General features: G+C 59.1%; 14 protein-coding genes and 1 pseudogene. 8 read left to right on the top strand and 7 right to left on the bottom strand.

Annotated features, from left to right (window positions below):
- Window positions 1–960 (bottom strand): annotated as a pseudogene (gene ligB, locus FT726_RS22040) (ATP-dependent DNA ligase); the annotation flags it as partial.
- A 238-nt stretch (window positions 961–1198) separates the two neighbouring features.
- Between ligB and gmk the strand changes: the two are divergent.
- Genes gmk through recG form a run of 5 tightly spaced genes read left to right on the top strand, consistent with a single transcriptional unit; the run spans window position 1199 to window position 7061 of the window.
- Window positions 1199–1822, top strand: a complete 624-nt coding sequence (gene gmk, locus FT726_RS22035; protein ID WP_021507104.1) for a guanylate kinase — start codon at window positions 1199–1201, stop codon at window positions 1820–1822.
- A 57-nt stretch (window positions 1823–1879) separates the two neighbouring features.
- The gene (rpoZ, locus tag FT726_RS22030; RefSeq protein ID WP_021314198.1) at window positions 1880–2155 is read left to right on the top strand and encodes a DNA-directed RNA polymerase subunit omega; all 276 of its coding nucleotides are present in this window, start codon (window positions 1880–1882) and stop codon (window positions 2153–2155) included.
- A 20-nt stretch (window positions 2156–2175) separates the two neighbouring features.
- A complete protein-coding gene (gene spoT, locus FT726_RS22025; protein ID WP_021507105.1) occupies window positions 2176–4287 on the top strand; it encodes a bifunctional GTP diphosphokinase/guanosine-3',5'-bis pyrophosphate 3'-pyrophosphohydrolase in 2112 nt (703 codons plus the stop codon).
- A gap of 3 nt (window positions 4288–4290) precedes the next feature.
- Window positions 4291–4986, top strand: a complete 696-nt coding sequence (trmH, locus tag FT726_RS22020; RefSeq protein WP_346303444.1) for a tRNA (guanosine(18)-2'-O)-methyltransferase TrmH — start codon at window positions 4291–4293, stop codon at window positions 4984–4986.
- Window positions 4983–7061 (top strand): ATP-dependent DNA helicase RecG, encoded by a 2079-nt coding sequence (gene recG / locus FT726_RS22015; protein ID WP_346303443.1) that lies wholly within the window; start codon window positions 4983–4985, stop codon window positions 7059–7061. The genes trmH and recG overlap by 4 nt, the downstream gene beginning before the upstream one ends.
- On the opposite strand, the gene FT726_RS22010 is transcribed toward recG, so the two are convergent.
- Window positions 7058–7543: a MarR family winged helix-turn-helix transcriptional regulator gene (locus tag FT726_RS22010; RefSeq protein WP_288421263.1), complete on the bottom strand. Its 486-nt coding sequence runs from the start codon at window positions 7541–7543 to the stop codon at window positions 7058–7060. The two genes, recG and FT726_RS22010, sit on opposite strands and share 4 nt — an antisense overlap.
- A 69-nt stretch (window positions 7544–7612) precedes the next feature.
- Here FT726_RS22010 and FT726_RS22005 point away from each other — a divergent pair, with 69 nt between their 5' ends.
- From FT726_RS22005 to FT726_RS21995, 3 genes are all read left to right on the top strand, one after another.
- Window positions 7613–8548, top strand: coding sequence for a zinc-binding alcohol dehydrogenase family protein (locus tag FT726_RS22005; RefSeq protein WP_215800506.1), 936 nt, complete (start codon window positions 7613–7615; stop codon window positions 8546–8548).
- Between the two features lie 90 nt (window positions 8549–8638).
- Window positions 8639–10027, top strand: a complete 1389-nt coding sequence (locus tag FT726_RS22000) for an NCS2 family protein (protein WP_104094268.1) — start codon at window positions 8639–8641, stop codon at window positions 10025–10027.
- 122 nt (window positions 10028–10149) lie between these two features.
- Window positions 10150–11829 (top strand): AsmA family protein, encoded by a 1680-nt coding sequence (locus tag FT726_RS21995; RefSeq protein WP_215800507.1) that lies wholly within the window; start codon window positions 10150–10152, stop codon window positions 11827–11829.
- Between the two features lie 163 nt (window positions 11830–11992).
- On the opposite strand, the gene fabY is transcribed toward FT726_RS21995, so the two are convergent.
- The 5 genes from fabY to typA all read right to left on the bottom strand — a co-directional run bounded on the left by fabY (window position 11993) and on the right by typA (window position 16908).
- Window positions 11993–12940, bottom strand: a complete 948-nt coding sequence (gene fabY, locus FT726_RS21990) for a fatty acid biosynthesis protein FabY (protein WP_021507112.1) — start codon at window positions 12938–12940, stop codon at window positions 11993–11995.
- Window positions 12941–12999: 59 nt separating this feature from the next.
- Complete coding sequence (gene dtd / locus FT726_RS21985) at window positions 13000–13437, bottom strand: D-aminoacyl-tRNA deacylase (protein WP_021507113.1); 438 nt, start codon at window positions 13435–13437, stop codon at window positions 13000–13002.
- Window positions 13434–14300: a virulence factor BrkB family protein gene (locus FT726_RS21980; RefSeq protein WP_021507114.1), complete on the bottom strand. Its 867-nt coding sequence runs from the start codon at window positions 14298–14300 to the stop codon at window positions 13434–13436. The genes dtd and FT726_RS21980 overlap by 4 nt, the downstream gene beginning before the upstream one ends.
- Before the next feature lie 6 nt (window positions 14301–14306).
- Window positions 14307–14903 carry a glucose-1-phosphatase gene (gene yihX, locus FT726_RS21975; RefSeq protein ID WP_021507115.1) on the bottom strand — a complete coding sequence of 199 codons (597 nt, stop codon included), beginning with the start codon at window positions 14901–14903 and terminating at the stop codon, window positions 14307–14309.
- 184 nt (window positions 14904–15087) lie between these two features.
- Entirely contained in the window at window positions 15088–16908 is a 1821-nt protein-coding gene (gene typA / locus FT726_RS21970) for a ribosome-dependent GTPase TypA (RefSeq protein ID WP_058771001.1), read from the bottom strand.
- Window positions 16909–16964 lie beyond the last annotated feature (56 nt).

The following is a 16964-nucleotide window of genomic DNA, read 5'->3' as shown; positions in this document are numbered from 1 at the left end:
GAAATCCACCGACAGCACTTCGCTGCTGACTTCGGCAGGCTGATATTTCCACGCGGCCGACCAGCTGCCCTGCCCGGGCTGCCAGTCGCGCCCGACGCGCTGCGGTGACTGGTGAATCACCACACCATCAGTGACAAAAGGCAGCGGCTGGCGATACCAGCGCTCACGCCAGGCCGCGACCTCCTCCTCATTGCTGACCTGGCGGCTCCACTGCTGCGTCAGGGCAAAGCCCCACTGCGTAAGCTGCGCCAGCCGCGCCTGCATCATCGGCGGCCCATCCGGCCATGCCCAGATAAACACACCAATGCGCGACAGCAGCGGACTGGCTTCGCGCCGCATCATGGCGCCCGCCACCTGGGCGCGCGCATTCTGACCGCCGTCGCGCGCCTGCTGGTGATCGGTCATCGTCAGAAATAGTTCGCCCTGTAACACCACTTCCGCACGGTCGGTCGCGATATGCCGCGGGATCGCCGCAATGTGCGGTGCTTTCGCCAGCCACTGTTCACCGCGCAGTCCGTCGCCCCGGCTGATCAGGCCCGCCAGTTCGCCGTGGCGATACACCAGCGTCACCGCCACGCCATCGACTTTCGGCTGCACCCACAGCGCCGGTTTATCCTGCATCCAGTAGGCCACCGCCAGCTTGTCACGCAGCTTGCGCACGCCGGTATGCGCCACCGGATGCAGCGTGCTGCCGTCGGTGCTGAGCTGTGCCGCATAGCCGGGCAACGCCGGCGTGAAGCAGCGCTGCCACTGCTGTAAGCGCTGCTGCAGGCTGTCGTAGTCGGCATCGCTTACCGGGCTTTGCCCCTGACGGTAGTAGGCATCATCCCAGTGGCGCAGCTGGTTGTGCAGCACGCCCATCTCCTGTTCAGCGCGCACCGGTGACCAGTTGGGACAAACCGCCATCCCATTCGCACATCCCGCCAGCAACATCGCACACAGCCATCTCCATCCTTTCATCGTCGCCTCCTTTTTTGCTGATTGCAGCGTGCCGTGGTGAGTGACACCAGCGTTAAAAAGCCGATTGTGGAGCGAGGCTGACGGGTTTTTGTGCGAATTGCAGAAAGTTGCGCTGCCGCTGGAGGGCGCGCACAGAAAAAGAATTGCCGCGTGCGGGCGGCAAACGCTGCGTGCTGCGCTTAAGCCGTGTATACTGTGCAGGAAATCGACTCCGCTCTTTACTCAATTCAAGATAACCATGGCTCAAGGCACGCTCTATATTGTTTCCGCCCCCAGCGGCGCAGGTAAATCCAGCCTGATTCAGGCGCTGTTAAAGACACAACCGCTGTACGATACGCAGGTGTCTGTTTCTCATACCACCCGCGGCGTGCGCCCCGGCGAAGCGCATGGTGAACACTACTTTTTCGTCTCAAAGCCTGAATTCGAACGCATGATCGCCGAGGATGCTTTCCTTGAGCATGCGGAAGTGTTTGGCAATTATTACGGCACCTCACGCGCGGCGATTGAGCAGGTGCTGGCGACCGGCGTTGACGTGTTTCTCGACATTGACTGGCAGGGCGCGCAGCAGATTCGCCAGAGAATGCCGGCCGCCCGCAGCATCTTTGTTCTGCCGCCGTCCACCGAAGAGCTGGATCGCCGCCTGCGCGGCCGCGGTCAGGACAGCGAAGAGGTGATCGCCCGCCGCATGGCGCAGGCAGTGGCAGAAATGAGCCACTATGCCGAATACGATTATTTGATTGTTAATGATGATTTCGATCTGGCGCTGTCGGATCTGAAAACCATTATTCGCGCAGAACGTCTGCGTATGGGTCGCCAGAAAGCGCGACATGATGCTTTAATCAGCAAACTATTGGCAGTCTGAAGTCACTTTCAGTATTATGCCCAGTCATTTCTTCATCATCTGTGGAGTAGCACACCTATGGCACGCGTAACCGTTCAGGACGCAGTAGAGAAAGTTGGTAACCGTTTTGACCTGGTGTTGGTCGCTGCACGTCGTGCACGTCAGATGCAGGTAGGCGGCAAAGATCCGCTGGTTCCGGAAGAGAACGATAAAGCCACCGTTATCGCCCTGCGCGAAATCGAAGAAGGCCTGATCACCAACCAGATTCTGGATGTCCGTGATCGTCAGGAACAGCAAGAGCAGGAAGCCGCTGAGTTACAAGCCGTTACCGCTATCGCTGAAGGTCGTCGTTAACAGCACTCTGCAGGTCAACCTTGTATCTGTTTGAAAGCCTCAATCAGCTGATTGAAAAATACTTGCCTGAGGAGCAAATCAAGCGCCTCAAGCAAGCTTACCTTGTCGCACGTGATGCCCACGAGGGCCAGACACGCTCCAGCGGCGAACCCTATATCACCCATCCCGTTGCGGTTGCCTGCATTCTGGCCGAGATGAAGCTCGACCACGAAACGCTGATGGCGGCGCTGCTGCATGATGTGATTGAGGATACGCCCGCCACCTATCAGGACATGGAACAGCTGTTCGGAAAAAGCGTGGCCGAGCTGGTGGAAGGCGTTTCCAAGCTCGATAAGCTGAAATTCCGCGACAAGAAAGAAGCGCAGGCTGAAAACTTCCGCAAAATGATCATGGCGATGGTGCAGGACATTCGCGTCATCCTGATCAAACTGGCTGACCGCACGCACAACATGCGCACGCTGGGCGCGCTGCGTCCGGATAAAAAACGGCGCATCGCGCTGGAAACGCTGGAGATTTACAGTCCTCTGGCGCACCGCCTCGGTATTCATCACCTGAAAACGGAACTGGAAGAGCTCGGCTTTGAAGCGCTCTACCCAAACCGTTTCCGCGTGATTAAAGAGGTGGTGAAAGCGGCGCGCGGTAACCGTAAAGAGATGATTCAGAAGATCCTGTCCGAAATCGACGGGCGTCTGCAGGAAGCCGGCATTCCGTGCCGCGTCAGCGGACGGGAAAAGCATCTCTATTCGATCTACCGCAAAATGCACCTGAAAGAGCAGCGATTTCACTCGATCATGGATATCTATGCCTTTCGCGTCATCGTGAAAGACCTTGATACCTGCTATCGCGTGCTCGGTCAGATGCACAGCCTGTACAAACCGCGTCCCGGACGCGTGAAAGATTACATCGCCATTCCCAAAGCCAACGGCTATCAGTCACTGCACACCTCAATGATCGGCCCGCACGGCGTGCCGGTTGAGGTGCAAATCCGTACCGAAGATATGGATCAGATGGCGGAGATGGGGGTGGCGGCCCACTGGGCTTATAAAGAAGCCGGCGAAAGCGGTACCACCGCGCAAATTCGCGCCCAGCGCTGGCTGCAAAGCCTGCTGGAGCTGCAGCAGAGCGCTGGCAGCTCGTTTGAATTCATCGAAAGCGTAAAATCCGATCTGTTCCCGGATGAGATCTACGTGTTTACGCCGGAAGGCCGCATCGTCGAACTGCCCGCGGGCGCCACGCCGGTGGATTTCGCCTATGCGGTGCACACCGATATCGGCCACGCCTGCGTCGGTGCGCGCGTCGATCGCCAGCCGTATCCGCTGTCGCAGGCGCTGACCAGCGGCCAGACGATTGAAATCATTACCGCCCCTGGCGCCCGGCCAAATGCCGCGTGGCTCAACTTTGTGGTCAGCTCAAAAGCGCGTGCCAAAATTCGCCAGCTGCTGAAAAACCTCAAGCGCGAAGATTCCGTTAACCTCGGCCGTCGTCTGCTGAGCCACGCGCTCGGCGGCAGTAAAAAGCTGGCCGAAATTCCTGCAGAGAATATTCAGCAGGAGCTGGAGCGTATGAAGCTCTCCAGCATCGACGATCTGCTGGCGGAGATTGGCCTCGGCAATGCCATGAGCGTGGTGGTGGCGAAGAACCTGCTGCAATCCGGTAGCGAACCGTCATCTGGCAGCAGTAAGCGCAGCAAAAAGCTGCCAATCAAGGGCGCTGATGGCGTACTGATCACTTTCGCCAAGTGCTGCCGTCCGATTCCTGGCGACCCGATTGTCGCGCACGTCAGCCCCGGTAAAGGTCTGGTGGTGCATCACGAATCCTGCCGTAACATTCGCGGCTACCAGAAAGAACCGGAAAAATTCATGCCGGTTGAATGGGATAAAGTGACCGATCAGGAGTTTGTCGCCGAGATTAAGGTGGATATGTTTAACCACCAGGGCGCGCTGGCCAACCTGACCGCGGCAATCAATACCGCAGGTTCGAATATTCAAAGCCTCAATACCGAAGAGCGTGACGGCCGCGTTTACAGCGCCTTCATCCGCCTCACCGCGAACGATCGCGTCCATCTGGCCAATATCATGCGTAAAATCCGCGTGATGCCGGACGTGATTAAAGTTCACCGTAACCGTAATTAGTGCATGAACGCTCAACGTTTTGCTCGTATCCAGGAGATGCTGGCCATGCGCCAGCACGATCTCACCGTCTGCATGGAGCAGGTGCATAAGCCGCACAATGTCTCTGCGGTGATCCGCACCGCCGACGCCGTCGGCATCCACGAAGTGCACGCGGTATGGCCCAGCGTGCGTATGCGCACCATGGTGTCCGCGTCGGCGGGCAGTAACAGTTGGGTGAAGGTGAAAACCCATCGCCACATTGCTGATGCGGTGCGCCATCTGAAAGATCGCGGCATGCAGGTGCTGGCGACCCATCTGTCTGACAAAGCGGTCGATTTCCGCGAGATCGATTACACCAAACCGACCTGTATTTTGATGGGCCAGGACAAAACCGGCATCACCGCTGAAGCGCTGGCGCTGGCCGACCGCGATATCATCATTCCGATGGTCGGTATGGTGCAGTCGCTGAATGTCTCCGTGGCCTCTGCGCTGATTCTGTATGAAGCCCAGCGTCAGCGGCAAAACGCCGGCATGTATCGCCGCCAGCACAGCCTGCTGGACGAGGATGAGCAGCAGCGCCTGCTGTTTGAGGGCGGTTATCCGGTGCTGGCGCGCGTAGCGAAGCAGAAAGGCCTGCCCTATCCGCACATCAACGCGCAGGGCGAAGTCGAAGCCGATGCCGCCTGGTGGGCCACCATGCAAGCGACGGGTAAAAAATGAAAGGCCGTCTGCTGGATGCCATTCCGCTCAGTACCCTGACCGGCGTCGGCGCCAGCCAGGCGGGTAAGCTGGCGAAACTCGGCCTGTTTACTATTCAGGATCTGCTGCTGCATCTGCCGCTGCGCTACGAAGACCGCACCCAGCTGTACAAAATTAACGATCTGCTGCCCGGCATCTGGGCGACGGTGGAAGGTGAAGTGCTGCACAGCGAAATCACCTTTGGCCGCCGCCGCATGCTGGTATGCCACATCAGCGACGGCAGCGGCGTGCTGACGATGCGCTTCTTCAACTTCAACGCCGGCATGAAAAACAGCCTGGCACCGGGCCGTCGCGTCACCGCTTATGGCGAGATCAAACGCGGCCAGCGCGGCGCCGAAATCATTCATCCGGAGTATCGCGTCCAGGGCGAGCTGGGTGGCGTTGAGCTGCAGGAAACTCTGACGCCGGTCTATCCCACCACCGAAGGTATTCGCCAGGCCACGCTGCGCAATCTCACCGATCAGGCACTGACGCTGCTGGAGAGCTGCCCGATTGCCGAGCTGCTGCCGCCGGAATTGAGCGGCGGTCTGATCAGTCTGCCAGAGGCGCTGCGCACCCTGCACCGGCCGCCGCCGGACCTGCGCCTGAGCGAGCTGGAAACCGGCCGTCATCCGGCGCAGAAGCGTCTGATTCTCGAAGAGCTGCTGGCGCACAATCTCAGCATGCTGGCGGTACGCGCCGGCGCGCAGCGCCATCACGCCCTGCCCATGCCGGCACGCCACCAACTGGTGGATAAACTGCTGGCCGCGCTGCCATTCTCGCCCACCGCGGCGCAGCGGCGCGTGGTCGCAGAGATTGAGCGCGATCTGGCGCATGACTTCCCGATGATGCGCCTGGTGCAGGGTGATGTCGGCTCCGGTAAAACGCTGGTGGCTGCGCTGGCGGCGCTGAACGTGATCGCCCACGGCAAGCAGGTAGCGCTGATGGCGCCGACCGAACTGCTGGCAGAACAACACGCCAGTAATTTCCGCCAGTGGTTTGCGCCGCTTGGCGTGGAAGTTGGCTGGCTGGCAGGAAAGCAGAAAGGGAAAGCGCGCGAAGCGCAACAGGAGGCGATTGCCAGCGGTCAGGTGGCGATGGTGGTGGGCACGCATGCGCTGTTCCAGGAACAGGTGAAGTTCAACGGCATGGCGCTGGTGATCATTGATGAGCAGCACCGTTTCGGCGTGCATCAGCGGCTGGCGCTGTGGGAAAAAGGCGAAGAGCAGGGTTTCCATCCGCATCAGCTGATCATGACCGCCACCCCGATTCCGCGCACCCTGGCGATGACGGCCTACGCCGATCTGGATACCTCAACCATTGACGAGCTGCCGCCGGGCCGTACGCCGGTGACCACGGTGGCAATTCCCGATACCCGCCGCAGCGACATCATCACCCGGGTGCAAAGCGCCTGCCACGAGGGCCGTCAGGCCTATTGGGTGTGTACGCTGATCGATGAATCCGACGTGCTGGAAGCGCAGGCGGCGGAAGCCACCCGGCAGGAGCTGAAAGTGGCGCTGCCGGATCTGCAGGTCGGTCTGGTACACGGGCGCATGAAGCCTGCGGAGAAACAGGCGGTAATGGCGGCGTTCAAGGCCAACGAAATCCAGCTACTGGTGGCCACCACGGTGATTGAGGTTGGCGTGGATGTGCCCAACGCCAGCCTGATGATCATCGAAAACCCGGAACGACTTGGTCTGGCGCAGCTGCATCAGCTGCGCGGACGCGTTGGCCGCGGTGCCGTCGCCTCACACTGCGTGCTGCTGTACAAAGCGCCGCTGAGTAAAACCGCGCAGAAACGCCTGCAGGTGCTGCGCGACAGCAACGACGGTTTTGTCATCGCCCAGCACGATCTGGAAATTCGCGGTCCGGGTGAACTGCTCGGCACGCGCCAGACCGGCAACGCCGAGTTTAAAGTCGCCGATTTACTGCGCGATCAAAGCATGATTCCGGAAGTTCAGCGCGTGGCGCGCCATATCCACCAGCATTATCCCGAACAGGCCCAGGCGCTGATCGAGCGCTGGCTGCCGGAAACCGAGCGCTACAGCCACGCTTAATCCAGCTGCGACTGTCGATCTACCGCCATAAAATCCCCGACGAAGCGCTGTAACAGGCGCGTTAACTCAGCGCGCTCTTCGGCTGGCCAGCCAGCGAACAGCTGCTGATAGATCTGGGTGCGCGCCGCGTCGATTTTATCCGTCATCGCTTTTCCCGCCGCCGTGATCACCGCCTCATTGACCCGCTTGTCTCTGACATTTTTCTGCCGCTGCGCCAGCCCCAGCTCTTCCAGCTTCGCCACCTGGCGGCTGACGGTGGTGTAATCGCGCCCGGCGCGATCGGCCAGCTCGACCACGCCGAGGGGACCAAAGCGGCCAATCTGGATCAGCAGCGGAAACAGGGCGCGATCCAGCTGGATACCGGACTCTTTTATCAGTAATTCATCACGTTGCGGACGATTAAAGGTGCCGACGATCATCAGCAGCGCATTGTGCAAATCATCGAAGCTGGCATTATTATGTGTATTTTGCACGCTTTTCATTGACGTCATCCCAGAACAGGCCTAATGTGTGCATATTACACATATTATCCGATGAACTGAAGGTGAAACATGAAAGCAGCCATTGTCAGTGCCGCAGGTGAGAAACCGGTATGGGGCGATTTCCCGCCACCGCAGGCCGATGAACAGCATGTGGTGGTGACGGTGAAGGCCGCCGCCATCAGCCAGCTGGCGAAAGCGCGGGCCGCCGGCGCCCATTACAGCGCCGGTAGCCACTATCCGTTTATCGCCGGTATTGATGGCACCGGCACGCTGAGCAACGGCGATCCGGTCTATTTTCTCGCCTTTAGCGCACCGTGGGGCAGTATGGCGCAGCAGACCCGGGTGCCGGCTGCAGCGGTGGTTGCGCTGCCGCCGACGCTTGATCCGCTGCTGGCTGCGGCAATCGCCAATCCCGGCATGTCCTCGTGGGCCGCACTGACGCGTCGCGCGCAGTTTCAGGCGGGTGAAACCGTGCTGATCAACGGTGCAACCGGCACCTCCGGCGGGCTGGCGGTGCGTATTGCGCGTCACCTCGGTGCCGGGAAAATCATCGCCACCGGCCGTAACCGCGCGGTGCTGGAGCAGCTGCGCACGCAGGGTGCGGATATCATCCTGACGCTGGATGAACTGCCCGGCGCGCTGCCAGCGCTGATGCAGCAGGGCATTGATGTGGTGCTGGATTATCTGTGGGGCCAGAGTGCGCTCGACATCATGCATGCGGCCGTGGCCGGCGGTGAGAAAACGGTGCGCTTCGTGCAGATTGGGTCGCTCAGCGGGCAGGAGATCGCACTGCACAGTAAACTGCTGCGCTCATCCGGGCTGACGCTGATGGGCAGCGGACTGGGCAGCGTCTCTGACAGCGAACTGATCGCCTGTATTGGTGAGATGCTGAACGCCGCCGCTGAAAGTGACTTCTCCATCGCTTTTCAGCAGCGTCCGCTGAGTGAGGTAGAGCAGGCGTGGCAGCAGGATGACAGCCGCTGCCGCACGGTGTTTACGCTCTAGATCAATCACAACCAAAAGGGGCATTGCAAACGATTGCTTTCACAACGCAACCGTTTAAAATCGCCCCTTTGTTGTTATTGAGAAGCCACCATGTCCGTCAATACTGCTGAATCCCGCCAGCCTGCCACTGCGCCAGGCGAGAGCAAAAGTGAACTGATTTACCGTCTTGAAGATCGTCCGCCGCTGCCGCAAACGCTGTTTGCTGCCTGCCAGCATCTGCTGGCGATGTTTGTGGCGGTGATTACCCCGGCACTGCTGATCTGCCAGGCGCTCGGCTTACCGGCGCAGGATACGCAGCACATCATCAGCATGTCGCTGTTTGCTTCGGGCGTGGCGTCCATTCTGCAAATTAAAACCTGGGGACCGGTGGGTTCTGGCCTGCTGTCGATTCAGGGCACCAGCTTTAACTTTGTCACGCCGCTGATCATGGGCGGTATGGCGCTGAAAAACGGCGGCGCCGATGTGCCGACCATGATGGCAGCGCTGTTTGGTACCCTGATGGTGGCCTCCTGTACCGAGATGTTGCTGTCACGCGTGCTGCACCTCGCACGGCGCATCATCACGCCGCTGGTGTCCGGCATTGTGGTGATGATTATCGGCCTGTCGCTGATTCAGGTAGGACTGACCTCGATTGGCGGTGGCTTCGCCGCCATGAACGATCACAGCTTTGGTGCGCCGAAAAATCTGCTGCTGGCCGGTGCCGTGCTGCTGGTTATCATCCTGCTCAACCGCCAGCGCAACCCTTATCTGCGCGTCGCGTCGCTGGTGATCGCCATGGCGGTGGGTTATGCGCTGGCCTGGGCGCTGGATATGCTGCCCGCTACCTCTGCACCCACCAACCAGGCGCTGCTGGCCGTGCCGTCGCCGCTCTATTACGGCCTGGGTTTTGACTGGAATCTGCTAATCCCGCTGATGCTGGTGTTTATGGTGACCTCGCTGGAAACCATCGGCGATATTACCGCCACCTCCGATGTCTCCGAACAGCCGGTCAGCGGTCCGCTGTATATGAAGCGTCTGAAAGGCGGCGTGCTGGCCAATGGTCTCAACTCGTTTGTGTCGGCGCTGTTCAACACCTTCCCTAACTCCTGCTTTGGTCAGAACAACGGGGTGATTCAGCTGACCGGCGTGGCCAGCCGCTACGTGGGCTTTGTGGTGGCGCTGATGCTGATCGTACTCGGCCTGTTCCCGGCGGTGAGCGGCTTTGTGCAGCATATTCCGGAACCGGTACTGGGCGGTGCAACCATCGTGATGTTTGGTACCATTGCCGCTTCCGGCGTGCGCATTGTTTCGCGCGAGCCGCTCAATCGCCGCGCCATTATGATCATCGCGCTGTCGCTGGCGGTGGGCCTCGGCGTATCGCAACAGCCGCTGATCCTGCAATTTGCCCCGGACTGGCTGAAAACCCTGCTGTCATCCGGCATCGCCGCCGGGGGTATCACCGCTATCGTGCTTAACCTCGTCTTTCCGCAGGAAAAGTAATGCTGCTGGCAGGCTACGGCCTGCCTGTTATTTATCCGCTTTTTCATCCAGGCTGTTGAGCTGTAACGGTAATTCAGGCATAACAACCACTCACCGGATAAATATCGGGATGGATGGATGCGATGAAATTTTTAGGCAAGTTTTTCCTTACCTTGTTACTGCTGATTCTGCTGGCGCTGGTGGTTCTCTATGTGCTGCTGCAAACCCAGTGGGGCGCAGGCTGGTTTAGCCGTTGGGTAAGCGATAAAACCGCCTGGCATTTGTCGCTGAGTAAGATTGAGCACAACTTCTCCTCGCCTTCCCACATCATTCTGGATGACTTCAGCTTCGGCCACGACGGCCAGCCGGCGGTGCTGGTGGCGAAGCGCGTCGATCTCGGACTGGCACTGGTGCAGTTCAGCGATCCGCTGCATTTCGACAGCATTGAAGTGCGCGACGGCGACATCAACCTCGCTAACCAGTCACCACAAACCACGCTGCCGATTCAGGCCAACCGGCTGCAGCTCAATAATGTGCAGATCGAAAGCCCGCACAGCGCCCTGCCGCTGGCGGCGCAGCGGGTCAACGGCGGCATTGTGCCGTGGAAGCCCACGCCTGACGATATGCTGGGCAGCGATGCGCAGTTCCAGATGAGCGCAGGTGCCATGACGCTGGACGGCGTCGCCGGTAACAACGTGCTGCTGCAGGGCAATATCGCCAAACGCCGGCTGGTGCTGAGCAATATCGGCGCCGATCTGGCGCGCGGCTCAATGACCGGACGTGCCGAGCGCGACGCGCAGGGTAACTGGCAAATCAACCAGCTGCGTCTTAACGATATCCGTCTGCAAACCCAGCAGAGCCTGAGCGAGTTCCTCAGTCCGCTGCGTGACGTGCCTTCGGTGAGCATCAACCGGCTGGATATGACCGATGCGCGCCTGCAGGGCCCGGACTGGGCGGTGACCGATCTCGATCTGACCCTGAAGAACATTACGCTGCGCGGCGATGACTGGCAGAGCGACGACGGTTCGCTGGCCATGAACGCCGGCAACTTTATTAACGGCAGCTTTGAACTCAACGATCCGATCGTCAACGCCGAATTCTCACCGCAGGGCATTCAACTGACGCAGTTCAGCTCCCGCTGGGTCAACGGCGTGATTCGCGCCAGCGGCAGCTGGACGCGCAGCGATAAGCGCCTGACGCTTGACGATTTAGCCATTGCCGGCCTGGAATACACGCTGCCGCAAAACTGGCGCGATCGCTGGCAGCAGACGCTGCCGGGCTGGCTGGATAGCGTGCTGGTGAAGCGCGCGACGGCTAACCGTAACCTGGTGATTGATATCAATCCGGCCTTCCCGTTCCAGATGACCGCGCTCGACGGTAATGCAGATAATCTGCTGCTGGCGCGCCAGCATCAATGGGGCATCTGGGCGGGCAAAGCCAGCTTTAACGCGGCGGAAGCCACCTTTAACCGCACCGATTTGCGCCATCCGTCGATTAGCCTGAACGCCAGCGATCGGCAGATTGAGGTCAGCGAGATGAGCGCCTTTAACGGCAGCGGATTACTGGAAGGCACGGCAACCGCAGGACAGGAAGCACAGCGTCCGTTTACGCTGAACCTGAAAGGCCAGGCGGTGCCGGCAAACGTGCTGCAAAACTGGGGCTGGCCTGCGCTGCCGCTGAGCGGCAGCAGTAATTTGCAGCTGCAGCTGAAGGGATCGCTCAGCGCGGGCGCCCCGCTGCGTACCAGCGCAGAAGGCAGTTTGTCGGTGACGACGGATACGCAGTCGGTGCAGCAGACGATGCGTGGCGGGCAGGTGCAGTGATGATTGCATGACCGATCGCGCTGAAAAAGCGCGATGCGGGTCAGTTGCGCTTTTTTGGTCGCCATTAATGGCGCCCCTACAAAATCAATGCACCGTTTTTCCAGGGTGCGCATTCATGCGCACCGGGGTAATCGGATTAATTTTGTGGCTGCGCGCTGCGTGGTTAATTAATACGCGCGCCTGAACCGCCCTCTTCCAGCGGTCCGTCGGGATCGGCGGGTAACACGATGTAAACACCTTCAAACACCGCGCCCAGCTCATCATCCCCAAACAGCTCCACCTCCATCTGTACGCGTGCTTTTCGTCCGCGCGCCAGCCGGTCGAGATCGCCGCTCAGCGAGCCGAGATCGGCGATGGCGCCGGGCCGTCCGCTGATGGGTTTGCTGTAGCGAATATGTGCATCGGCCAGAATGATGGTGCCGCCAAGATGGCGTTCACGCAGCAGCAGCCAGATCAATCCCCAGCCGGTGAGCGTGGCGAGTGAAAACAGGCTGCCGGCAAACAGCGTGTGGTGCGGATTCTGGTTGCCAGCTTCCGGCATGGTGGTGACAAACTTCTGCCCGGTGTACTGCAAAATACGCACGCCCATTTTTTCGCTCAACGGGATGTGTTCGTACCACGCCTGCTGCAGCTGTCCACACCAGTCGGCGCGATGCAGAATATCATCCAGCGTCACCACCGGTTTAATCATCAGGAAGTGACGCACCGGCGTGGTTTGCGGTGCGGTAATTTCGCCCTGATTAACAAAGCCGAGCTTGGCAAAGAACTCCACCGCATCCTCGCGCGCGCTACAGGTGACGCGTTTGGCCCCTTCCTGGCGCGCCACCGACTCCAGCGTCATCGCCACCAGCGTACCCAGCCCTTTGCCCTGCACCGACGGATGCACCGCCAGAAAGCGGATCGCCGCTTCATTTTCCGCATTGATATACAGCCGGCCTACCGCTACCGGTTTGCCGTGCTCATCCACCACCATCTGGTGATGCGCCAGCGCATCCCAGGCATCACGTTCTGAGCCCTGCGGCTGGCGCAGCGGCTTCCGTAACATTTCCCAGCGGAACTGGTAATACATATCCAGCTCTTCCGCCGTTTGCGGTACGCGAAGATGATACATAAAGTGATTCTCTCGTTCGGAGCTTGCGTGGCTGATCCCTTGCCGCTCGGCTAAAAATCTCACACCTGTAACCAGAAGGTCACCGGACCATCGTTAATCAGCGAAACCTGCATATTGGCGGCGAAGCGCCCGTTGGCGGTGGTGACGCCCAGCGCCCGGCAGCGATCGCTGAAGTCGTGATAGAGGCGCTCGGCTTCCGCCGGATGCGCGCCGCCAGAGAAAGAGGGACGCATGCCTTTTTGCGTGTCGGCCGCCAGGGTGAATTGCGAAACCACCAGCACGCTACCGCCTGTCTGCTGTACGCTGAGATTCATTTTGTCGTTCTCATCGCCAAAAATGCGGTAGCCCAGCACTTTCTCCGCCAGGCGCTGTGATTTCTGCTCATCATCGCCCTTTTCCACCCCCAGCAGCACCAGCAGACCGGCGCCAATTTCGCCCACCGTGGCGTTATCCACGCTGACGCTGGCGCGCGTCACACGCTGAATCAAAGCAATCATGTTTCCTCTCGTTCTTTATCGCGTTCCTGCTGTTTTAACTGGCGATAGTCATCCAGCGTGACGGTCACTTCCGCGCCTAACAACACAATACACCAGGTCCAGTAAACCCACAGAAACAGGATGGGGATCACCGCCAGCACGCCGTAAATTAACTGATACGAAGGAAACATCGTAACATAGAGCGCAAAGCCTTTTTTGCCCAGCTCGAACAGCAGACCCGCGACCACCGCACCTATCAACGCATCGCGTCCCGGCACGCGCCGCGTCGGCACAATGCTGTACAGCAGCCAGAAGGCGAGAATGGAGAGTACCAGCGGGAAGATGCGTAGCGCCTGATCGATCAGGCTGGTGACGCCGGTCACGTTCACCCAGCGCAGCGACAGCAGATAGGAGCTGATGGCCAGACTGGCACCGGCCAGCAGCGGTCCCAGCGTCAGAATCATCCAGTAGACCGCAAAGGAGTAGACCATCGGGCGCGGCTTGTCGCTGCGCCAGATGGCGTTGAGCGCGCTGTCGACCGAGTGCATCAGCAGCAGCGCAGTGACAATCAGCCCGACCGCCCCCACCGCCGTCATTTTGTTGACGTTGGCGACAAACTGATCGAGATAGCGCTGAATCACATCCCCGGCGGCTGGCATGAAGTTAGTGAAGATGAAGTTCTTCAGCTGCACGCTGATGTCCGAGAACACCGGGAAGGCGGCAAACAGCGCGAATACCACGGCAATCAGCGGCACCAGCGCCAGCAGCGACACGTAGGCCAGATTACCGGCCTGCGTGGTCATGTTGTCTTCATCAATGCGGCGCCACAGCAGTTTGATCCACAGGAAAAACGCATGCGCCGAGTGGCGCAGATGAGTTCGCATGGTCACTCAGCGACGGCTCGCAAACCAGTCAGGCACGGTTTTCGCATCTTCGACCAGCACGCTCTCAATGCCCAGCGCGCGCGCCGCATCAACATTGGCCTGGTTGTCATCAAAGAATACCGCCTGATCGGCGGTGAAGCCTTCATGCTCCAGTACGTAGTGCCAGATGCGCGCTTCTGGTTTGCGCATGCCGATATCCTGCGACATATAGATGTGGTCAGCAGCCTGCTGCACTTCCGGATACTGCGTTGGCCAGAACTCGAAATGCAGCTGGTTGGTGTTAGACAGAATCACCACGCGCTCGCCGCTGGCGCGCAGCTGGTTCATGATCGCCAGCGTTTCCGGACGCACGCCGACAAACACCGCCTGCCAGCCAGCGGTGAACTGCGGATAGCTCAGGGCAATATCGAGCTGGTCACACAGCCGGGCGGCAAACTCCGGGTCGCTGATTTCGCCCCGCTCGTGCTGCTCGAAGGTCTCGTCCATGCGAAAACGGCTCTGCAGCGTGGCAAGCGGCACGCGTCCCAGATCGCTCCAGACGCCGAGTACCCGATTGAAATCGATATCAACAATCACATTGCCTAAATCAAAGATGTACAGCATGACACCTCTCCTCTACGTTCCCTGGATCATTCACTCTAGCGGTAAAAGGCAAGCCTGAACAGGTACGCTTAGGGGAAATCCGCATTCCGCAAGCGGGGTCTGATTTCGTGCGGGTCGCGCTGCCTCAGACGGCAGGCAAAAAAAAAGCCCCGCGGGTGCGGGGCTCATTATCAGACGATTTCGCTTACTCTTTGCTGCCGCGAGACGCGCGCTTGCGATCGTTCTCGGTCAGGTGGCGTTTACGAATACGTACTGACTGCGGCGTCACTTCTACCAGTTCGTCGTCATCGATGAACTCGATAGCCTGCTCCAGCGTCATTTTCTGCGGTGGTACCAGGGTGGTAGCTTCGTCAGTACCTGACGCACGCATGTTGGTCAGTTTCTTACCGGTCAGGCAGTTTACGGTCAGGTCGTTAGAACGGCTGTGAATACCGATGATCTGGCCTTCATACACTTCCGCACCGTGACCGAGGAACAGCTTACCGCGATCCTGCAGGCCGAACAGGGCGAAGGCAACCGCTTTACCCTGACCGTTGGAGATCAGCACGCCGTTCTGACGCTGGCCCACTTCGCCCGGACGCACGTCGTCGTAGTGGCTGAAGGTGGAGTACAGCAGACCGGTACCGGAAGTCATGGTCATGAATTCGTTACGGAAGCCGATCAGACCACGGCTTGGGATCACGTAGTCGAGACGTACGCGGCCTTTACCATCCGGATCCATGTTTTTCAGGTCGCCTTTACGCTCACCCATCGCCTGCATCACTGAACCCTGATGGGTTTCTTCGATGTCGAGGGTAACGTTTTCGAATGGCTCCTGCTTGCGGCCTTCGAATTCACGGTAGATAACTTTCGGACGGGATACCGCCAGCTCGTAGCCTTCACGACGCATATTCTCGATCAGAACTGACAGGTGCAGCTCACCACGACCGGATACGCGGAATGCATCAGCATCTTCAGTTTCTTCTACGCGCAGCGCTACGTTGTGCACCAGCTCTTTGTTCAGACGCTCAAGGATCTGACGCGACGTCACAAACTTACCTTCTTTACCACAGAACGGTGAGGTGTTGACGTTGAAGAACATGGTTACGGTTGGCTCATCCACGCTCAGCGCCGGCAGCGCTTCCACATTCTGCGTGTCGCAGATGGTGTCGGAGATGTTCAGCTCGCCCAGACCGGTGATAGCGATGATGTCGCCCGCTTCAGCCAGGTCGGATTCAATACGCTCCAGACCCAGATGGCCCAGCACTTTACCGACTTTCGCGTTACGGGTTTTCCCTTCGCTGTCGATTACAGTAACCTGCTGGTTTGGCTTCACTTTACCGCGCTTGATGCGGCCGATACCGATTACGCCGAGGTAGTTGTTGTAGTCCAGCTGCGAGATCTGCATCTGCAGTGGGGCTTCAACTTCAACCTGCGGTGGAGAAACGTGGTCGACGATTGCCTGATACAGCGGCGTCATGTCGTCAGCCATGTCGGTGTGATCCAGACCGGCGATACCATTCAGCGCAGACGCATAAATGATCGGGAAATCGAGCTGTTCGTCAGTCGCGTCGAGGTTAACGAACAGGTCAAATACCTGGTCCACAACCCAGTCCGGACGCGCGCCAGGACGGTCAACTTTGTTGATGACTACAATCGGCTTCAAACCGTGGGCAAAGGCTTTCTTGGTTACGAAGCGGGTTTGCGGCATAGGGCCATCCATCGCGTCTACAACCAGCAGCACCGAATCCACCATGGACATGACGCGCTCAACTTCACCACCGAAGTCGGCGTGTCCCGGGGTATCAACGATGTTGATACGGTAGTCGTTCCATTTGATGGCGGTGTTTTTCGCGAGGATGGTAATCCCACGCTCTTTCTCCAAATCGTTGGAGTCCATCACGCGCTCAGTCGCTTCGGTACGGGCATCAAAAGTACCGGACTGTTGCAGCAGTTTGTCAACCAGGGTGGTCTTACCATGGTCAACGTGCGCGATGATGGCGATGTTACGCAAATTTTCGATCACAGCTTTGCCTCAGGCATTATAGAAATAACGCGGTATTGTACACGGATTAAGCGAAA

Source organism: Pantoea sp. Morm, from assembly GCF_016643525.1.
Taxonomy (GTDB): Bacteria; Pseudomonadota; Gammaproteobacteria; order Enterobacterales; family Enterobacteriaceae; genus Pantoea; species Pantoea dispersa.
This window is presented reverse-complemented; position numbering and strand designations above follow the sequence as displayed.